This is a genomic window from Paraburkholderia sp. GAS38, from assembly GCF_050434965.1.
GTDB lineage: Bacteria > Pseudomonadota > Gammaproteobacteria > Burkholderiales > Burkholderiaceae > Paraburkholderia > Paraburkholderia phenazinium_A.
The window spans coordinates 262,287-278,285 of sequence record NZ_JBNDJO010000008.1 but is presented as its reverse complement, the minus strand read 5'-3'; the positions used below and the strand labels follow the sequence as shown (position 1 = coordinate 278,285).

11 protein-coding genes are annotated in these 15,999 nt (G+C 66.0%); 4 read left to right on the top strand and 7 right to left on the bottom strand.

Annotated elements, in window-relative coordinates; all coding sequences use genetic code 11:
* Positions 1-17: 17 nt before the first annotated feature.
* The 4 genes from P3T42_RS20760 to ppc all read right to left on the bottom strand — a co-directional run bounded on the left by P3T42_RS20760 (position 18) and on the right by ppc (position 6,806).
* Complete coding sequence (locus P3T42_RS20760; RefSeq protein ID WP_429307096.1) at positions 18-944, bottom strand: bestrophin family protein; 927 nt, start codon at positions 942-944, stop codon at positions 18-20.
* Positions 945-994: 50 nt separating this feature from the next.
* A complete protein-coding gene (gene argH, locus P3T42_RS20755) occupies positions 995-2,401 on the bottom strand; it encodes an argininosuccinate lyase (RefSeq protein WP_074302063.1) in 1,407 nt (468 codons plus the stop codon).
* Positions 2,402-2,571: 170 nt separating this feature from the next.
* The gene (locus tag P3T42_RS20750) at positions 2,572-3,387 is read right to left on the bottom strand and encodes a helix-turn-helix transcriptional regulator (protein ID WP_074302738.1); all 816 of its coding nucleotides are present in this window, start codon (positions 3,385-3,387) and stop codon (positions 2,572-2,574) included.
* Positions 3,388-3,662: 275 nt separating this feature from the next.
* Entirely contained in the window at positions 3,663-6,806 is a 3,144-nt protein-coding gene (gene ppc / locus P3T42_RS20745; protein WP_074302062.1) for a phosphoenolpyruvate carboxylase, read from the bottom strand.
* Between the two features lie 306 nt (positions 6,807-7,112).
* On the opposite strand from ppc, the gene hemC reads away from it, so the two are divergent.
* Genes hemC through P3T42_RS20730 form a run of 3 tightly spaced genes read left to right on the top strand, consistent with a single transcriptional unit; the run spans position 7,113 to position 11,301 of the window.
* Positions 7,113-8,096 (top strand): hydroxymethylbilane synthase, encoded by a 984-nt coding sequence (gene hemC / locus P3T42_RS20740; RefSeq protein ID WP_074302061.1) that lies wholly within the window; start codon positions 7,113-7,115, stop codon positions 8,094-8,096.
* Entirely contained in the window at positions 8,096-10,108 is a 2,013-nt protein-coding gene (gene hemDX / locus P3T42_RS20735) for a fused uroporphyrinogen-III synthase HemD/membrane protein HemX (RefSeq protein WP_429307095.1), read from the top strand. The genes hemC and hemDX overlap by 1 nt, the downstream gene beginning before the upstream one ends.
* A gap of 2 nt (positions 10,109-10,110) precedes the next feature.
* A complete protein-coding gene (locus P3T42_RS20730; protein WP_074302059.1) occupies positions 10,111-11,301 on the top strand; it encodes a heme biosynthesis protein HemY in 1,191 nt (396 codons plus the stop codon).
* A gap of 172 nt (positions 11,302-11,473) precedes the next feature.
* Here P3T42_RS20730 and P3T42_RS20725 read toward each other — a convergent pair whose 3' ends face one another.
* The 3 genes from P3T42_RS20725 to P3T42_RS20715 form a co-directional block, all read right to left on the bottom strand.
* Positions 11,474-12,793: an MFS transporter gene (locus tag P3T42_RS20725; protein ID WP_429307094.1), complete on the bottom strand. Its 1,320-nt coding sequence runs from the start codon at positions 12,791-12,793 to the stop codon at positions 11,474-11,476.
* Between the two features lie 66 nt (positions 12,794-12,859).
* A complete protein-coding gene (locus tag P3T42_RS20720; protein WP_429307093.1) occupies positions 12,860-13,618 on the bottom strand; it encodes an SDR family oxidoreductase in 759 nt (252 codons plus the stop codon).
* 34 nt (positions 13,619-13,652) lie between these two features.
* Positions 13,653-15,092: an aldehyde dehydrogenase family protein gene (locus tag P3T42_RS20715; RefSeq protein ID WP_429307092.1), complete on the bottom strand. Its 1,440-nt coding sequence runs from the start codon at positions 15,090-15,092 to the stop codon at positions 13,653-13,655.
* 307 nt (positions 15,093-15,399) lie between these two features.
* Between P3T42_RS20715 and ppa the strand changes: the two genes are divergently transcribed.
* On the top strand, positions 15,400-15,927 hold the full coding sequence (gene ppa, locus P3T42_RS20710) for an inorganic diphosphatase (protein WP_074302054.1): 528 nt from the start codon (positions 15,400-15,402) through the stop codon (positions 15,925-15,927).
* The last annotated feature ends 72 nt before the right edge of the window (positions 15,928-15,999 follow it).

The following is a 15,999-nucleotide window of genomic DNA, read 5'->3' as shown; positions in this document are numbered from 1 at the left end:
GGACGCCGCGGCGCGCTTCAGTCGAGCACGAAGTCGCGTTGGGTGGCGCTGGCAACCTCGACGCCCGGCTCCGCGAGCAGATCGCGCGTGGCGTCTTCGATCGCCGCGCACATCGTGTTGAGCGCGAGATCATTGTCTTCGGTGCCGAACGGGTCTTCGATCTGCGAGGCGATCGCTTCGTGGGCCATGAATGCATAGGCGACGAACACCGAGAAGACCGGCGTGAAAATGCCGATGCTGTCGACGAGGCCGAACGGCAGAGTCGCGCAGAAGAAATAGACCGTGCGGTGAATCATCACCGAATACGCGAATGGCAGCGGCGTCGAGGCGATCCGTTCACAACCGCCAATCACATCCGAGAGCGTGTCCAGATTGCGGTCGAATGCGAGCACCCCCCAGCCATCGAGCGCTTCTTCGCGTACGCGGCGTTGCACCCACTCGCCGAGCCACATCATCAGCGTGGCGGGGCGGTAGCGCGAGGCCATCACGCGTTCGACGAGCGCTGCGGGAAGGCGTGCGGCGAGGTCCGCACGAGGATCGGAATGGCGCAACTGATGGCGCAGCGCATGCGGCAGTGTGCAGAGCACCTGCATGATTTCACGCACTTCTTCCGCGCTCGGTGTGCCGTTGCGGGGCAGTGTCAGTGCCTGGCGGGCGAGCGAGCGCGTGTCGTTGAGCAGCTCGCCCCACAGCTTGCGGGCTTCCCAGTAGCGGTCATAGCTCGCGTTATTGCGAAAGCCGAGAAACACGGCGAGCGCAATGCCAATCAGCGAAAACGGCGCGGTACTGAGACTGATCGTGATCTTCAGGACGTGATCGTGCACCGCCACCGCGCCGAGCGAGATCAGGAAGATCAGGAACAGCCGCGGCAACAGTTGCGGCAGCACCGAGCCGCGCCACGCGAGCAGCATGCGGAACCAATGCAGATGGGGGCGGACGATCATGCCTGGGCTCAGGTGTCAGGTGTCAGGTGTCAGGTATCAGGCGTCTGGCGTTACGCCAGGTTTGCGCGCGCTGCCTCGACCGCCTTCAGTACCTGCTCGGGAGCCGTGCCACCCGGATGATTGCGGCTCGCCACCGATCCTTCGAGCGTCAGATAATCGAACACGTCGTCGCCGATCAGATGCGCGACGTTCGGCAGTTCGGTGCGCATTTCGTCGAGCGTCAGGTCGGCCAGATCGCAATTGCGGTCCACGCAGATCCGCACGGCGTGCGCTACCGCCTCATGCGCGTCGCGGAACGGCAAGCCACGCTTGACCAGATAATCGGCCAGATCGGTAGCCGTGGAGAACCCCTGCAGCGCCGCAGCCCGCATCGCCTGCGGCTTCACCGTAATCCCCGCCGCCATCTCCGCAAAAATCCGCAACGTATCCGCCACCGTATCCACGGTATCGAACAGCGGTTCCTTGTCTTCCTGATTGTCCTTGTTGTACGCCAGCGGCTGACCCTTCATCAACGTCAGCAACGCCATCAAATGCCCGTTCACGCGGCCGGTCTTGCCGCGCGCCAGTTCCGGCACATCCGGGTTCTTCTTTTGCGGCATGATCGACGAGCCGGTGCAGAAACGGTCCGCCAGATCGATGAAGCCCACCCGCGGGCTCATCCATAGCACCAGTTCTTCCGAGAAACGCGACACGTGCGTCATCACCAGCGCCGACGCCGCCGTGAATTCAATCGCAAAGTCGCGATCCGATACCGCGTCCAGAGAATTTGCGCAGATGCCGTCGAAGCCCAGCGTCTTCGCCACCGCATGGCGGTCGATCGGGTAGCTCGTGCCGGCCAGCGCCGCCGCGCCCAGCGGCAGGCGGTTCACGCGGGTGCGGCAGTCGCGCATGCGCTCGGCGTCGCGCGTGAACATTTCCACGTACGCCAGCAGGTGATGGCCGAACGTCACGGGCTGCGCCACCTGCAGATGCGTAAAGCCCGGCATGATCGTTTCGGCGTTCTGTTCGGCCAGATCGATCAGCGCACTGCGCAGGTCCTTCAGCAAGCCGATAATCCGGTCGATCTCGCCGCGCAGCCACAGGCGGATGTCCGTCGCCACCTGGTCGTTGCGCGAACGGCCCGTGTGCAGGCGCTTGCCCGCGTTGCCGATCAGCGCCGTCAGGCGCGCTTCGATGTTCAGGTGCACGTCTTCCAGATCGAGTTGCCACTCGAACTCGCCACGCTCGATTTCGCCCTTGATCTGCGCCATGCCGCGCTGGATGGCCGCCAGGTCGTCGGCGCCGATGATCTTCTGCGCAGCCAGCATCGCGGCGTGCGCGAGCGAGCCCTCGATGTCGACGAGCGCCAGTCGCTTGTCGAAGAAAACCGACGACGTGTAGCGTTTGACAAGCTCCGACATCGGCTCCGAGAAGCGAGCCGACCAGGCTTCGCCTTTTTTGTGCAGTTGGGACGTCATGGTGTTGGGGCAGTGAACGTGCAGTGAAGAGGCCATCGGCTGTGCAGACGTCGCCGATGCGAACAAGACAACGATTTTAACATCCGGGAGCAACCGGCCAGGTGAGCGCCGCGTCGCCACGGCATAAGCGGGCCTGCAGACGACCGATAGGCGGCCCTGCAAGCGCGCCGCTACTCCCGCACCAGCACCACCAGCTTCAGGTCTTCCCGGTGCGCCGGCTTGAATGTGATCTGGTCGAACACGACCCGTCCGTCGCGCGGATGGTTGAATTCGCGCCGGCCGCCTTCGCGCTCGCCCACATCCTGCGACGCCCAGAAGCGGGCGAACGCGTCGCTCGTGCCCGTCAGCGTGTCGATCAGGCCGCGCGTAGGCGCGTCCGTCAGGTGCCGGATCGAGTCGGCGCGAAACTCGGCGGCGAGCCGCCGCGCGCGCGTTTCCCAGTCGACGATCAGTTCGCGCGCCGTCGGCTCCGTAAAGGTGAAGCGCAGCAGGTTGCGGTCGTGGTCGCCGTCGAGCCAGCCTACGAACAGGTCCGCCGCGCGCTCGTTCCACGCCAGCGCGTTCCACTGCCGGTCCAGCACATAAGCCGGAGCGTTCACCAGTTGCACGGTTTCGAGCAGCGTCGCGGGGGCATCGGCGGCGGCCGGGTCGGGCTCGGCCGGGTCGCGTTGGGCCGCCAGTTCGAACAGATAGGCGCGCTCGGCACGCGACAGTTGCAGCGCGACGGCGATCCGGGCCAGCGCATCGGCAGAGGCCGAAACCGGCCGTCCTTGCTCGATCCACGTGTACCAGGTGGGACTGACGCCGCACAACTGCGCGACTTCCTCACGCCGCAGACCCGGCGTGCGCCGGCGCGGGCCGGGCGGCAAACCCACTGCCTGCGGTGAGAGCCGCTCGCGGTGCGCGCGGATGAAGTCGCCTAGCGCATGGGCAGGCGTCGCATCGAGCGGAGGCGGGGCGGAATCGGTGGGGGACGGCGTGCTCATCGTGTCGGTAAAGGGGGTGTTGGCGATACCAGAATAATTGCTCGGCCTGTACTGGTACAAACTGGGCTCCATTGTAGCGGCAGGAAGCGTGCATGCGCACGCTGCGTCTGCAGCGTGGCTGCAGACGCACGTGGTGGACGGGCGCACAAAACAAAGCGCCCCGTATTGCTGTGCAGTACGGAGCGCTTCGAGTATCCCGCTCAGTCATCTATCAACGCGGATCCGGCGAGCCGGCCGTCCACCGCCGGCTCGCCACCAGTGTCGATTCGCCGGCCTCAACCCGTATTCCGCAAGCCCGCCGCGATGCCATTGATGGTCAGATGAATCCCACGGTTCAGGCGGACGTTTGTCTCGCCCGCACGGTGACGCTTGAGCAGTTCCACCTGCAAGTGATTCAACGGATCGAGGTACGGGAAGCGGTTCTTGATCGAACGCGCAAGCAGCGGGTTGTCCGCGAGCCGTTCGGTCTTGCCGGTGATCTCCGACAGCACCTTGGATGTGCGCTCCCATTCCGCGACGATGCGCTCGAACACATGCTTGCGCAGTTTCTTGTCGGTGACGAGCGCGGCGTAGCGCGAGGCGACCGCGAGGTCGGTCTTGGCCAGCACCATGTCCATGTTCGACAGCAGGTTCGCGAAGAACGGCCAGGTCTTGTGCATCTTCTTCAGCAGCGACAGACGACGGGCCCGCTCGGCATCGGAAGGCGCGCTGTCCAGATGGGCGGCCACCGCGCTGCCGAAGCCGTACCAGCCGGTCAGCAACAGGCGGCATTGGCCCCACGAGAAGCCCCATGGAATGGCGCGCAGATCTTCGATCCTGCGCTGCTTCGGGTCCTGCAGCTTGCGCGAGGCCGGACGGCTGCCGATGTTCAGTTCGGCGATCTCCGAGATCGGTGTCGATTCGAAGAAATACTCCTTGAAACCCGGCGTTTCGTAGACCAGCGCGCGGTACGACGCCATCGCCGCGTCGGACAGTTGCTGCATGGTTTCCTCGAAGACCGGCAGTTGCGCGGGCGTGTTGCCGTGCGGCAGCAGCGACGCTTCGAGGGTGGCGGCGACTACGGTTTCAAGGTTGCGCCGGCCGATTTCCGGATTGCCGAACTTGCTGGCAATTACCTCGCCCTGTTCGGTCAGGCGAATCTGGCCGTCCACCGTGCCCGGCGGTTGCGACAGGATGGCCTGATAGGTCGGGCCGCCTCCGCGTCCCACTGTGCCGCCGCGGCCATGGAACAGCCGCAGCGTCACGCCGCGTTCGTTGAAGAGCGACACCAGCGCGAGTTCGGCGCGGTACAGCTCCCAGTTCGAGGTGAGGAAGCCGCCGTCCTTGTTGCTGTCCGAGTAGCCGAGCATGACTTCCTGCTCGCCGCCCTGATGTTCGATCAGCGAGTCGACGCCTGGCAGTGCGATCAGATCGCGCATGATGTGCGGCGCGTTTTGCAGGTCGGGGATCGTCTCGAACAGCGGGATCACCATGAGCCCGGCCTTGGCCGGGTGATGTGCGTCGCCGAGCAGCCCATGCAGCAGGCCGGTTTCCTTTTGCAGCAGCATCACTTCAACCAGATCGCTCACGGTTTCCGTGTGCGAGATGATGTAGTTGCGCACGGCCCGCGCGCCGAATTTTTCGCGCGTCACGCGAGCGGCTTCGAGCACGCCGAGTTCGCTTTTCACGAGCTCCGAGTACGCCAGGTAGGGCGAGCGCAACAGGCGCGGCTGCGCGAGTTCGTCGAGCAGCACGCGCAGCTTGTCGGCTTCGGACAGTCCCGCGTAATCCTCTTCGACACCGGCGCGCTTGAGCAATTCGGCGATCACCGCTTCGTGGATGTCCGAGCTTTGCCGCAAGTCGATGCTCGCGAGGTGGAAGCCGAACACTTCGGCGGCGCGCGCGAGCGGCGACAGGCGCGGGCTTGCCAGCGACGCGCCATGGTGCTCGGCGAGCGAATCGATCAGCACATGCAGGTCGCGGGCGAACGCGTCGGCGTCCTCGTAGGGTTGGGCGCGCACCGGCGCCGCGCCGCGGCCGGCGCTGCGCAACGGCACCGCGCCTTCGCCGAGCCGCACCCGCGCGCTGGCCGCGAGCCGCGTATAGATGCCGATCAGCGCCCGGCGATACGGCTCGTCGACGCGATGCGGCGACTGGTCCGGCGACGCGGCCGCCAGTTCCTTGAGCGCATCGCTCGCGCCCGTCAGCAGGTTCGACACCGACAGTTCGGCGCCGAGCTTGTGCACCTGCTCCAGGTAATGTTCGAAGATCACCGCGGCCTGGCGCGTGATGGCTTCTTCGAGCGTCGCGGCGCTGACGTTCGGGTTGCCGTCGCGATCGCCGCCAATCCAGCTGCCCATCTGGAAGAACGCCGGCAGACGCGCATCGAGACCGTGCTCGGCGAGCGCCGCTTCGATATCGGCATACAGGGCGGGGATTTCCTCGAGGAAGGTGGCGCGGTAGTACGACAGCGCGTTCTCGATTTCGTCGGCCACCGTCAGGCGCGCATCGCGCAGCATCCGCGTTTGCCATAGCGAGGTGACGCGGGCGCGCAGCATTGCTTCGTTGTGCGCACGTTCGCGGTCGGTGAGCTGCTGATCGCGTTCGGCAAGCAGGCGGGCGATGTCGTGCTGCGCGTCGAGGATGCTCTTGCGCTGCACTTCGGTCGGGTGGGCGGTGAGTACCGGCACGATCAGCGCGTCGTTGAAGAACTGCTGCAGGACCGGCGTGGCGGCGGCGTTCGCCTCCATCAGCCGTTCGAGCGCATAGGCGATCGTGCCGGACTGCGCAGCCGAGCCGGCCAGCGCATGGATGCGGTGGCGGCGATTGCGATGGCGGTCTTCGGCGATGTTCGCCAGATGCGAAAAATAGCTGAACGCCCGCACGACGCTCACGGTCTGCTCGGGGCTCAGCGAGCGCAGTTTCTTTTCGAGCGTCTGTGCTGCGCTGCTGTCGTCTTCGCGGCGAAACCGCACAGCGGTCTGACGGATCGTCTCGACTACTTCGAATACCGCGTCGCCTTCCTGCTCGCGCACCACGTCGCCGAGCAGGCGTCCCAGATAGCGGATGTCCTGGAAGAGCGGCTGGTCTTTGTCCTCGCGCGTGCGGCTGCCGGCTTTCGGCGCGGGCGCGCTTGTTTCCGACACCGCGTGCAGCACCGTCGCTGCCGTGCCGTTGCCGGCGGCCTTGCTGCCTGGGTTTTTCGTGGGCTTGCCGGTTTTCACGGCGCTGGACGCCTTGTCTGCCGCCTTGCCTTTAGCCGGCTTGTCCGCCTTGGCTGCTTTGCTGGCCTGCCTGGGCCTGGCCGGGTCGGCGGCGCCGCGTTTGGACAATGCGCTGGACGTGGCCGGTGCGGTAGGGACAACTACGGGCGCACCCGCAGAACCGTTGAGCGATGCAGTGTTGCGGCGGGCAGGGCGCGCCGATCCGGAAGACGTCACGATGGGTTTCCTCAGGGAAGCCAGGGTCTAAGAGAAATGGACTGCTACAACAAGAACACAGCGCACGAGCGGCGCAGGTACTGCGATGCATCATCCCGCAGGATGCCGTTCGGCGCGCGAACGACCGTGCGTGAAAGGCGGTGCGGCGCGACGGCACAACGATGGGGTCGAAATCTTGCGGGTGCCCGGAGCGGGCCTGTCTCCTTCAACGGTGGTGCGCCAGCATAGCCATCAGGCCGATAAAGCAAGGCTGGAGCGCGTGCTAACATTGTTTGTTATTAGCTCCCGTCCTCCACTGACCTCGCAATGAATTCCGAGACGCTTTCGGCGCCACCGCCCTCTACCCTGGTCATCGCTTCGCGGGAAAGCCGCCTTGCGATGTGGCAGGCCGAGCATGTGCGGTGTGCGCTGCACAAATTATATCCATCTTGTGACGTAAAAATCCTCGGGATGACGACACGCGGCGATCAAATTCTCGATCGCACGCTTTCGAAGGTCGGCGGCAAGGGCCTGTTCGTGAAGGAACTGGAGAACGCGCTGGCCGAAGGCCGCGCCGATCTCGCCGTGCACTCGCTCAAAGACGTGCCCATGGAGCTGCCGCCGGGCTTTACGCTGTCCACCATCATGGAGCGTGAAGACCCGCGCGATGCGTTCGTCTCGAACGGCTACGAGTCGCTCGCCGCGCTGCCCGCGGGCAGTGTGGTCGGCACCTCGAGCCTGCGCCGCGAGGCGATGCTGCGCGCGCGTTATCCGCACCTCGTCGTGCAGCCGTTGCGCGGCAATCTGGATACGCGGCTCGCGAAGCTCGACCGCGGCGATTACGCGGGGATCATTCTGGCCGCCGCGGGTCTCAAGCGTCTGGGGCTCGGCGAGCGGATCCGCGCATGGCTCGATCCGGACGACAGTTTGCCGGCGGCCGGGCAAGGCGCGCTCGGCATCGAGATTCGCGCGGGGCGCCCCGAACTGGAAGCGTGGCTGGCACCTTTGCATCACGAGCACACGGCGGCTGCCGTCGAAGCGGAGCGCATGGTGTCGCGCGCGCTGGGCGGCAGTTGCGAAGTGCCGCTGGCGGCCTACGCCACCTGGCACGACGGCGCGCTGCATCTGCGCGGCGTCGTGGCCACGCCCGATGGCCGGCGCGTGCTGAGCGCCCAGGCCTCGGCGCCTGCGCCGACGGTCGAACGGGCCGTGCAGTTGGGCCTTGAAGTCGCGCAGGCGCTCGAAAGCCAGGGTGCCCTTGATATCGTCCGTGCCCTCAGCACGGCGAGCGGTCCGGCGACTGGCGCGTGATGGCGGCACAGGCAGGCGTCAACTCATCCCCCCAACCGAACGGTCAGGCGCCGTCGTATACGGTCGTGATCACGCGTCCGGCGGGCCAGTCGGCGGCGCTCGCGGCGCAACTGAATGCGGCCGGCGTCGCCACGCTCGAGTTTCCGCTGATCGAGATCGCAGCCGCCGAAGATGTGGCGCCGCTGCATGCCGCGTTAGGCGCGCTCGAACGTTATGCGCTGGTGGTGTTCGTTTCGCCCAACGCGGTCGACTACGCGTTTGCCGAGTCCGGCTCGATCTGGCCGCATGCGTTGCCGGTCGGCGTCGTCGGCCCGGGCAGCGTTGCGGCGCTGGCGCGTCATGGTGTCGCGGCGCCGGCGTACCGGGTGATCAGCCCGTCGGCCGCGGCGGACGACGAAGCCGCGCGCTTCGATTCCGAGGCGCTGTTCGCAGCCATCGACACCGCGCTTGGCGCGGCCTCGCTCGAAGGCAAGCGCGTGCTGATCGTGCGTGGCGACGGCGGCCGCGAGTGGCTGGCCGAGCGTCTGCGCGAAGCGGGCGTCGAAGTGGAGACGGTGGCGGCCTACCGGCGCCTCGTGCCGGAGCCGTCCATTGCCGCGTGGACGCGCGTGCATGAACTGCTGGCGGGCGAGCCACACGCGTGGCTCGTCACCAGCTCCGAGGGCGTACGCAATCTGGATGAACTGGCGCGCGAGCATCTGAACGCCGGCGAAATCGCGCAATTGAAGCGCGCGACGCTCGTCACGCCTCACCCACGTATCGCGCAGACCGCGCGGGGACTGGGTTTTGATAGCATTACGGTGTCCGGCGCGGGCGATGAGCGCATTGCCCCTGCCTTGCTTTGCGCCGTACCTCCCGTTGTTCAACCGGTACCGACCAACCCGGCTCACTCACGCATGACTGAATCGAACGCCTCCACGAACGCTTCACCCCAGCCGGCTGCGACCACAGCGTTGCCGCCCAATCCCCCCTTCACGCCCTACGAAGCGCAAAAGCGCCGCAGCGCGAGCGGACCGCTGCTGTGGTTTGTCGTGGTGATCGTCCTGTGCGCTGCAGTGGTCGGCGGCATTGCGCTCAATCGCAAGGTCATCCGGCTCGATCAGCAGTTGACCCAGCGCCAGCAGGCCAACGACGCGCAAACCGCTGCGCTCGCCGTGAAAACCGATCAGGCGGTGGCAACGGTGCACGAGATCGATTCGCAGATGTCGCAGCTCGAAGGCAAACTGACCGATGCGCAGCAGGCCGAGCAGGCGCTGCAACAGCAATACGCCGATCTCGCGCGCAATCGCGACGACTGGACCCTCGCCGAAGTGGGGCAGATGCTGTCGAGCGCGAGCCAGCAACTGCAACTGACCGGTAATACGCAGCTCGCGCTGTTCGCGCTGCAAAGCGCCGACACGCGGCTGGCGGCGTCGGACGGTGCGCAGGTGATGGCGGTGCGCAAGGCGATCGCCCAGGACATCGACAAGCTGAAGTCGGCGCCGTCCACCGATCTGACGGGCCTTGCCATCAAGCTCGACAACGCGATCGACCAGGTCGACGCGCTGCCGCTCAACGGCGAAGCGCTGATCGCGCACACCGTGCCGCACGCGGTTGCGCCGGCCGATACCGCGCAGGTTGCGGCGGCCACCGGCGAGCCGCGCTGGAAGGTGTGGTGGCAGCAGTTCTACACGGGCATCGGCCAGCAATTGACGAGCCTCGTGCAGGTACGCCGCATCGACAACGCTGACGCCATGCTGATCACGCCGGACCAGGGCTACTTCGTGCGCGAGAATCTGAAGCTGCGCCTGCTGTCGGCGCGTCTCGCGCTGCTGTCGCGCAACCAGACCACGCTGAAGTCGGATCTGCACGCGGCCGACGCGGCGCTCGCACGCTATTTCGACAACGCGTCGAAACGCACGCAGACCGTGCGTGGGCTGGTGAAGGACGTGGACGATGGCTCGGCGGCCGTTGAAGTGCCGAACCTGAATACGAGCCTGCAGGCCGTCAATCAATACCGGAGCCGAGGTTAATCATGGCGATCCGGGGACTTCTTTGGCTGGCCCTGCTGTTTGTCATCGCGGTGGCGCTGGCGACGGTCGGGCGTTTCGATACGGGCCAGGTGCTGCTCGTCTATCCGCCGTACCGGGTGGACGTATCGCTGAACCTGTTCGTGGTCGGACTGGTGGTGCTGTTTATCGTGGTGTATGCGCTGTTGCGCATCGTGCGCAACATCTGGCGCATGCCGCAGCGCGTGGCCGCTTACCGGGCCCGTTCGCGCGTGGCGAAGGCGCATGCGGCACTGCGCGATGCGATCGGCAATCTGTATGCGGGACGTTTCTCGCGCGCGGAGAAAGCGGCGCGCGACGCGCTCGCCAACGGCGACAACAAGGGCGCGGCGGGTCTCGTCGCTGCTACCGCCGCGCACCGCATGCGCGAGTACGCGCGGCGCGACGAATGGTTGTCGCAGATCGACGAGGCCGACTGGCAGGACGCCCGCCTGATGGCTACCGCCGACATGCGTGCGGACGGCCGCGATGCGGACGGCGCGCTGGCCGCGTTGACGGAGATGCAGTCGCAAGGCGGACGCCGCATTCATGCGCAACAGATCATGTTGCGCGCGCAGCAGCAGTTGAAGAACTGGAGCGAGGTGCTCAAGCTCGTCAAGACGCTGGAAAAGCGCGAGGCGATTCACCCCGCGGTGGCGGTGCGCTTGCGCCAGCTCGCGGCGGAGAACCTGTTGCGCGACCGTCGTCATAACGCCGATGCGCTGCTGGAGTTGTGGCATTCGCTGTCGCCCACGGAGCGGCACTCGCCGCGCCTCGCTGACCTCGCCGCTGAATTGCTGGTGACGCTCAATCGTCCGCAGGACGCGCGCAAGATCGTCGAAGAAGCGCTGGCGCAGAACTGGGACGCTCGTCTGCTGCGCCGCTATCCGGACACGGCTGGCGGCGACGCGTTGCCGTTGATCCAGAAGGCCGAAGCCTGGCAGAAGGAACGTCCGGAGGACGCCGATCTGATGTTCACGCTGGGCCGCCTGTGTCTGCATCAACAACTGTGGGGCAAGGCGCAGTCGTTCCTCGAGACGGCGCTGAAGCTGGCCGATAACGAGACGCTCAAGATCCGTTCGCATCGGGCGCTGGCCCGCTTGCACGAACAGTTGGGCGACGGCGAGAAGGCGAGCCAGCACTATCGGGAAAGCGCGCTGGCGATGAACGTGGTTTGAGTTCGGGCGGTGTCGCGGTTTAGCCGCGTAACGGTGTAGCGGCGTAATGGCGCAAGGCCGCAAGGCCGCGAGCGCGCAGCAGCAGCCGGCACACCGGCACACCGGCACACCGGCGCAAAAGGAAAGCCCTCGGAGGAAACACGCTCCGAGGGCTTTTTATCGTCCGCACGCGCTACTTGTTCACGAGCTTTGCCGGCACGCTCAGCGCCAGCAATCCGCCCAGCACCATGAACGCCGCCAGCATATACATGCCCGAATCGTTGGCGGCCGTGGCCTGCTTGAGCCAGCCCACCGCGTAGGGACTCAGGAACCCGGCCAGATTGCCGATCGAATTGATCATTGCGATTCCCGCTGCTGCGCCGGTGCCGGCGAGGAATGCCGTCGGCAGACTCCAGAAGAGCGGCAGCGTCGTGAGGATGCCCATGGTCGCGAGCGTGAGGGACGCCATCGCCAACAACGTGTTGTGAGCCCATACCACCGACAGCACCAGGCCCACCGCCCCCGCCACCGCCGGCAGCGCGATATGCCAGCGCCGCTCGCGCTTGCGGTCCGCGCTGCGCGAGACCAGCACCATGCCCACCACCGCGGCGGCGAACGGAATCGCCGAGAGCAGGCCGATCATGAACGCATCGGTGACGCCGGTTGCCTTGATGATGGTGGGCAGCCAGAAGCTCACGCCATAGAGGCCCATCACGAACGAGAAGTAGATCAGGCTCATCAGCCAGACGCGCGGACTCGCGAGTACCGTGCGGATCGGCAGGTCGTGCTTGGCGGCGTCCTCGGTGGCGATATTGCTTTCGAGCAGTTGCCGCTCTTCCGGCGTGAGCCAGCTGGCTTTGGCGATGCGGTCGTCGAGCAGGACGAACACGAGGATACCGACGACGATCGACGGAATGCCTTCGAGCAGGAACAGCCACTGCCAGCCATGCCAGCCGTTGGCGCCGTTGAAGGTCTTGAGGATATAGCCCGACACCGGCCCGCCGATCACGCCCGACAGCGCAATCGCGGTCATGAACCAGGTGGTCATGCGGCCACGCCGATGCGCCGGATACCAGTAGGTCAGATACAGGATGATGCCGGGGAAGAAGCCCGCCTCGGCGAGCCCGAGCAGAAAGCGCATCACATAGAACAGGGTGGGCGTGGTGACGAACATCGTCAACATGGAGATCACGCCCCACGACACCATGATGCGGGCAATCCACACGCGCGCGCCGACCTTGTGCAGGATCACGTTGCTCGGGATCTCGAACAGAAAGTAGCCGACGAAGAAGATGCCGGCCCCGAAGCCGTAGACCGCGTCGCTCAGGTTCAGGTCGGTGGTCATCTGCAGCTTGGCGAAGCCGACGTTGACCCGATCGAGATAGGCGACCACGTAGCACAGCATCAATAGCGGCGTGAGACGCCACGCCACCTTGCGGTAGGTCGCCTCTTCGAAGGTTGAGGGCGGCGCCCCCGCGCCGGGATGATGAAGCGGATTCGCAGGACTTGCCATGGTGGTGTCTCCTCTTTTTTTGTGGAAATCAGGTGCCGCTCTGTGCCGCAGGGTGCCCGGGGTTGACTACACGCAGCGCCCGCCGTCCACCTCCAGGCACACGCCGGTGACGAAATCCGCTTCGTCCGACGCCAGATAGAGACAGGCATTGGCGATGTCCTGCGGTGTCGAGAAGCGGCCGAGTGGAATGCCTGCCAGGAAGCGCTGGCGGTTCTCCGGCGTATCTTCGACGCCCATGAACTCAGTCAGCAGTCCGGTTTCGCCCATCACGGGATTCACGCAATTCACGCGGATCCGGTCTGGTCCCAGTTCGGCGGCGAGCGCCTTGCTGGCGATGATCACCGCGCCTTTGCTGCCGTTGTACCAGACGAGCCCTGGACGCGGCCGCACGCCCGCGGTCGAGGCGATGTTGATGAACACGCCGCCGCCTTGCTCGCGGAAGTACGGCACGAATGCCTGCACGCTCCAGTAGAGGCTCTTCACGTTGACCGCGTAGACACGGTCGAACTCGGCCTCCGTCACGTCGAGCACGGGCTTGTTGCGATGCGTGGTGCCGGCATTGTTGACGACCACCTGCACGCTGCCGAAGTCCTCGAGCGCGGCTTGGCGCAGACGCTCCCAGTCGGCGCCAAGCGTGACGTCTCCTGGCACCGCAATGGCCTTGCCGCCCGCCAGCGCGATGTCGCTCGCGACGCGTTCGGCCGCCGCGGCGTTCAGATCGTTGATCACGACGTTCGCGCCTTCGCGCGCGTAGGTCCTGGCAATGCCCTCGCCGAAACCCGAGCCGCCACCCGTGACGATGGCCGTTTTACCTGTCAACCGCATGATGTCTCCGTATGTGTCAGCGTTGTGGTTGCCGCTAGCCGTGCCGGATCGCGACCGTCTTCAGTACCGTAAAGCCGTAAAGCGCCTCGAAGCCTTTTTCGCGGCCGTGGCCGGAATGCCCGACACCGCCGAACGGCAGTTCGACGCCGCCACCCGCACCGTAGTTGTTGATGAACACCTGGCCCGACCGCACCCGCCGCGCGAGGCGCAACTGGCGGCCGCCATCGCGCGTCCAGATGCCCGCGACGAGCCCATACGGCGTGCCGTTTGCGAGCGCCACCGCTTCGTCTTCGTCGGCGAAGGACATCGCGGCAAGCACCGGACCGAACACTTCCTCTTGCGCGAGACGGTGATCCGGCGGCACATCGCGCAGCAGCGTGGGCGCCTGATAGAAGCCGGTTTCCGGCGCCTCGTGGATGACCTCGCCGTGCGCCGCCATGGCGATGCGGTCGTGATGCGCGTCGGAGAGAAAGTCCCACACGCGTTGCTGCTGTTTGGCGCTGATGAGCGGCCCGCAGTCGAGATCGGCGTGCGCCGGCCCCACGCGCAAGGCGCTGAACGCGGCGCCCAGGCGGTCGAGCAAGGGTTCGTAGATGGCGCGCTCGATCAGCACGCGGCTGCCCGCCGAACAGGTCTGCCCGGCGTTCTGCACGATCGCCGAGACGAGCACGGGCAAGGCGGCGTCGAGATCGGCGTCGGCGAACACGATCTGCGGCGACTTGCCACCCAGTTCGAGCGTGACGGGCACGTGATTCTCGGCGGCCATCTGCACGACCAGCTTGCCGGTCTGCGGCGAGCCGGTGAAGGAGATATGGTCGATGCCCGCATGACGCGCGAGCGCCGCGCCCGCTTCGTGGCCGTAGCCGGTCACGATGTTCAGCGCGCCGGCCGGCAAGCCGGCTTCGACGGCCAGTTCGGCGACCCGCAGCACCGACAGGCAGGCGTCCTCCGCCGGTTTGACGACGCAGGCATTGCCCACCGCCAGCGCCGCGCCGACGCTGCGGCCGAAGATCTGCATTGGGTAGTTCCACGGCACGATGTGGCCGGTCACGCCGTGCGGCTCGCGCACGGTGAAGACGGTATAGCCTGTTTGATAGGGCAGGGTTTCGCCGTGCAGCTTGTCGGCGGCGCCGGCGTAGAACTCGAAATAGCGGGCCAGCGCAGCCGCGTCCGCGCGCGCCTGGCGCAACGGCTTGCCGGTGTCGCGTGCTTCGAGTTGCGCCAGCTCTTCGTGGCGGGCGGCGACCAGCATGGACAGGCGGTACAGCACCCGGCCCCGGTGCGCGGCGCTGGCGGCGCCCCACGGGCCTTCGAAAGCGCGCCGCGCCGCCTGTACCGCGGCCTCGATATCCGCCGCGTTGCCGCGGGCCAATTGCGTGAAGGGCTGTCCGTCAGACGGATCGAGCACCGGAATCGTCTCGCCCCCGGCTGGGGCGACCCATTCGCTGCCGATGAAGTGTTTCGCTTCTTCCATGCATGCTCCTGGCTGAAAAGGCTGTGAGTCCGAGCCTTGGCGCGCCGGCGAGGTGCCCCAAAGCGCCGGCAAAGCCGGTGTCCGGGCGCCGCCGCAGCGCGCGTGAAGCGGCGCTTGAGATCGCGCCTGCAATGACGCTGACAGCCGCGCTCACAAAGATTATCGCGCCGAACGTCCGGGCGGTGCCATCGGCCGATTGGCTATAATGACGCATTCCGCACTTCCGGCCCGCTGTGTCACGCCCGATTGACGTCAGGCACCGCATCGCGTGCCGTGTTCCGAATTTCATCCTGTTCAGAGAGCGCTCATGAGCTTCAATCACGTCCCCGCAGGCAAAGACCTTCCGCAAGATTTCAACGTCATCATCGAAATCCCGGCGCAAAGCGATCCGGTCAAGTACGAAGCAGACAAGGATCTGGGCCTGCTCGTCGTCGACCGTTTCATCAGCACCGGCATGCGCTATCCCGCCAACTACGGCTTCATTCCGCAGACGCTGTCCGGTGACGGCGACCCGGTCGACGTGCTGGTGATCACGCCGTTCCCGCTGCTGGCCGGCTCGGTCGTGCGCGCGCGCGCGCTCGGCATGCTGCAGATGACGGACGAATCCGGCGTCGACGCCAAGCTGATCGCCGTGCCGCACGACAAGGTCTGCCCGATGACGGCGAGCCTGAAGTCGATCGACGACGTGCCGTCGTACCTGAAAGACCAGATCAAGCACTTCTTCGAGCAATACAAGGCGCTGGAGAAAGGCAAGTGGGTGAAGGTCGAAGGCTGGGCGGACGTCGAAGCCGCTCACAAGGAAATCACTGAAGGCGTGGCGAACTACAAGAAGTAAGCCGGCTCGCTCTTCCAGAGGTTAAAAAAACCGCGCAGGCCCGAATGAAAGGGCGGCGCGGTTTTTTCATGG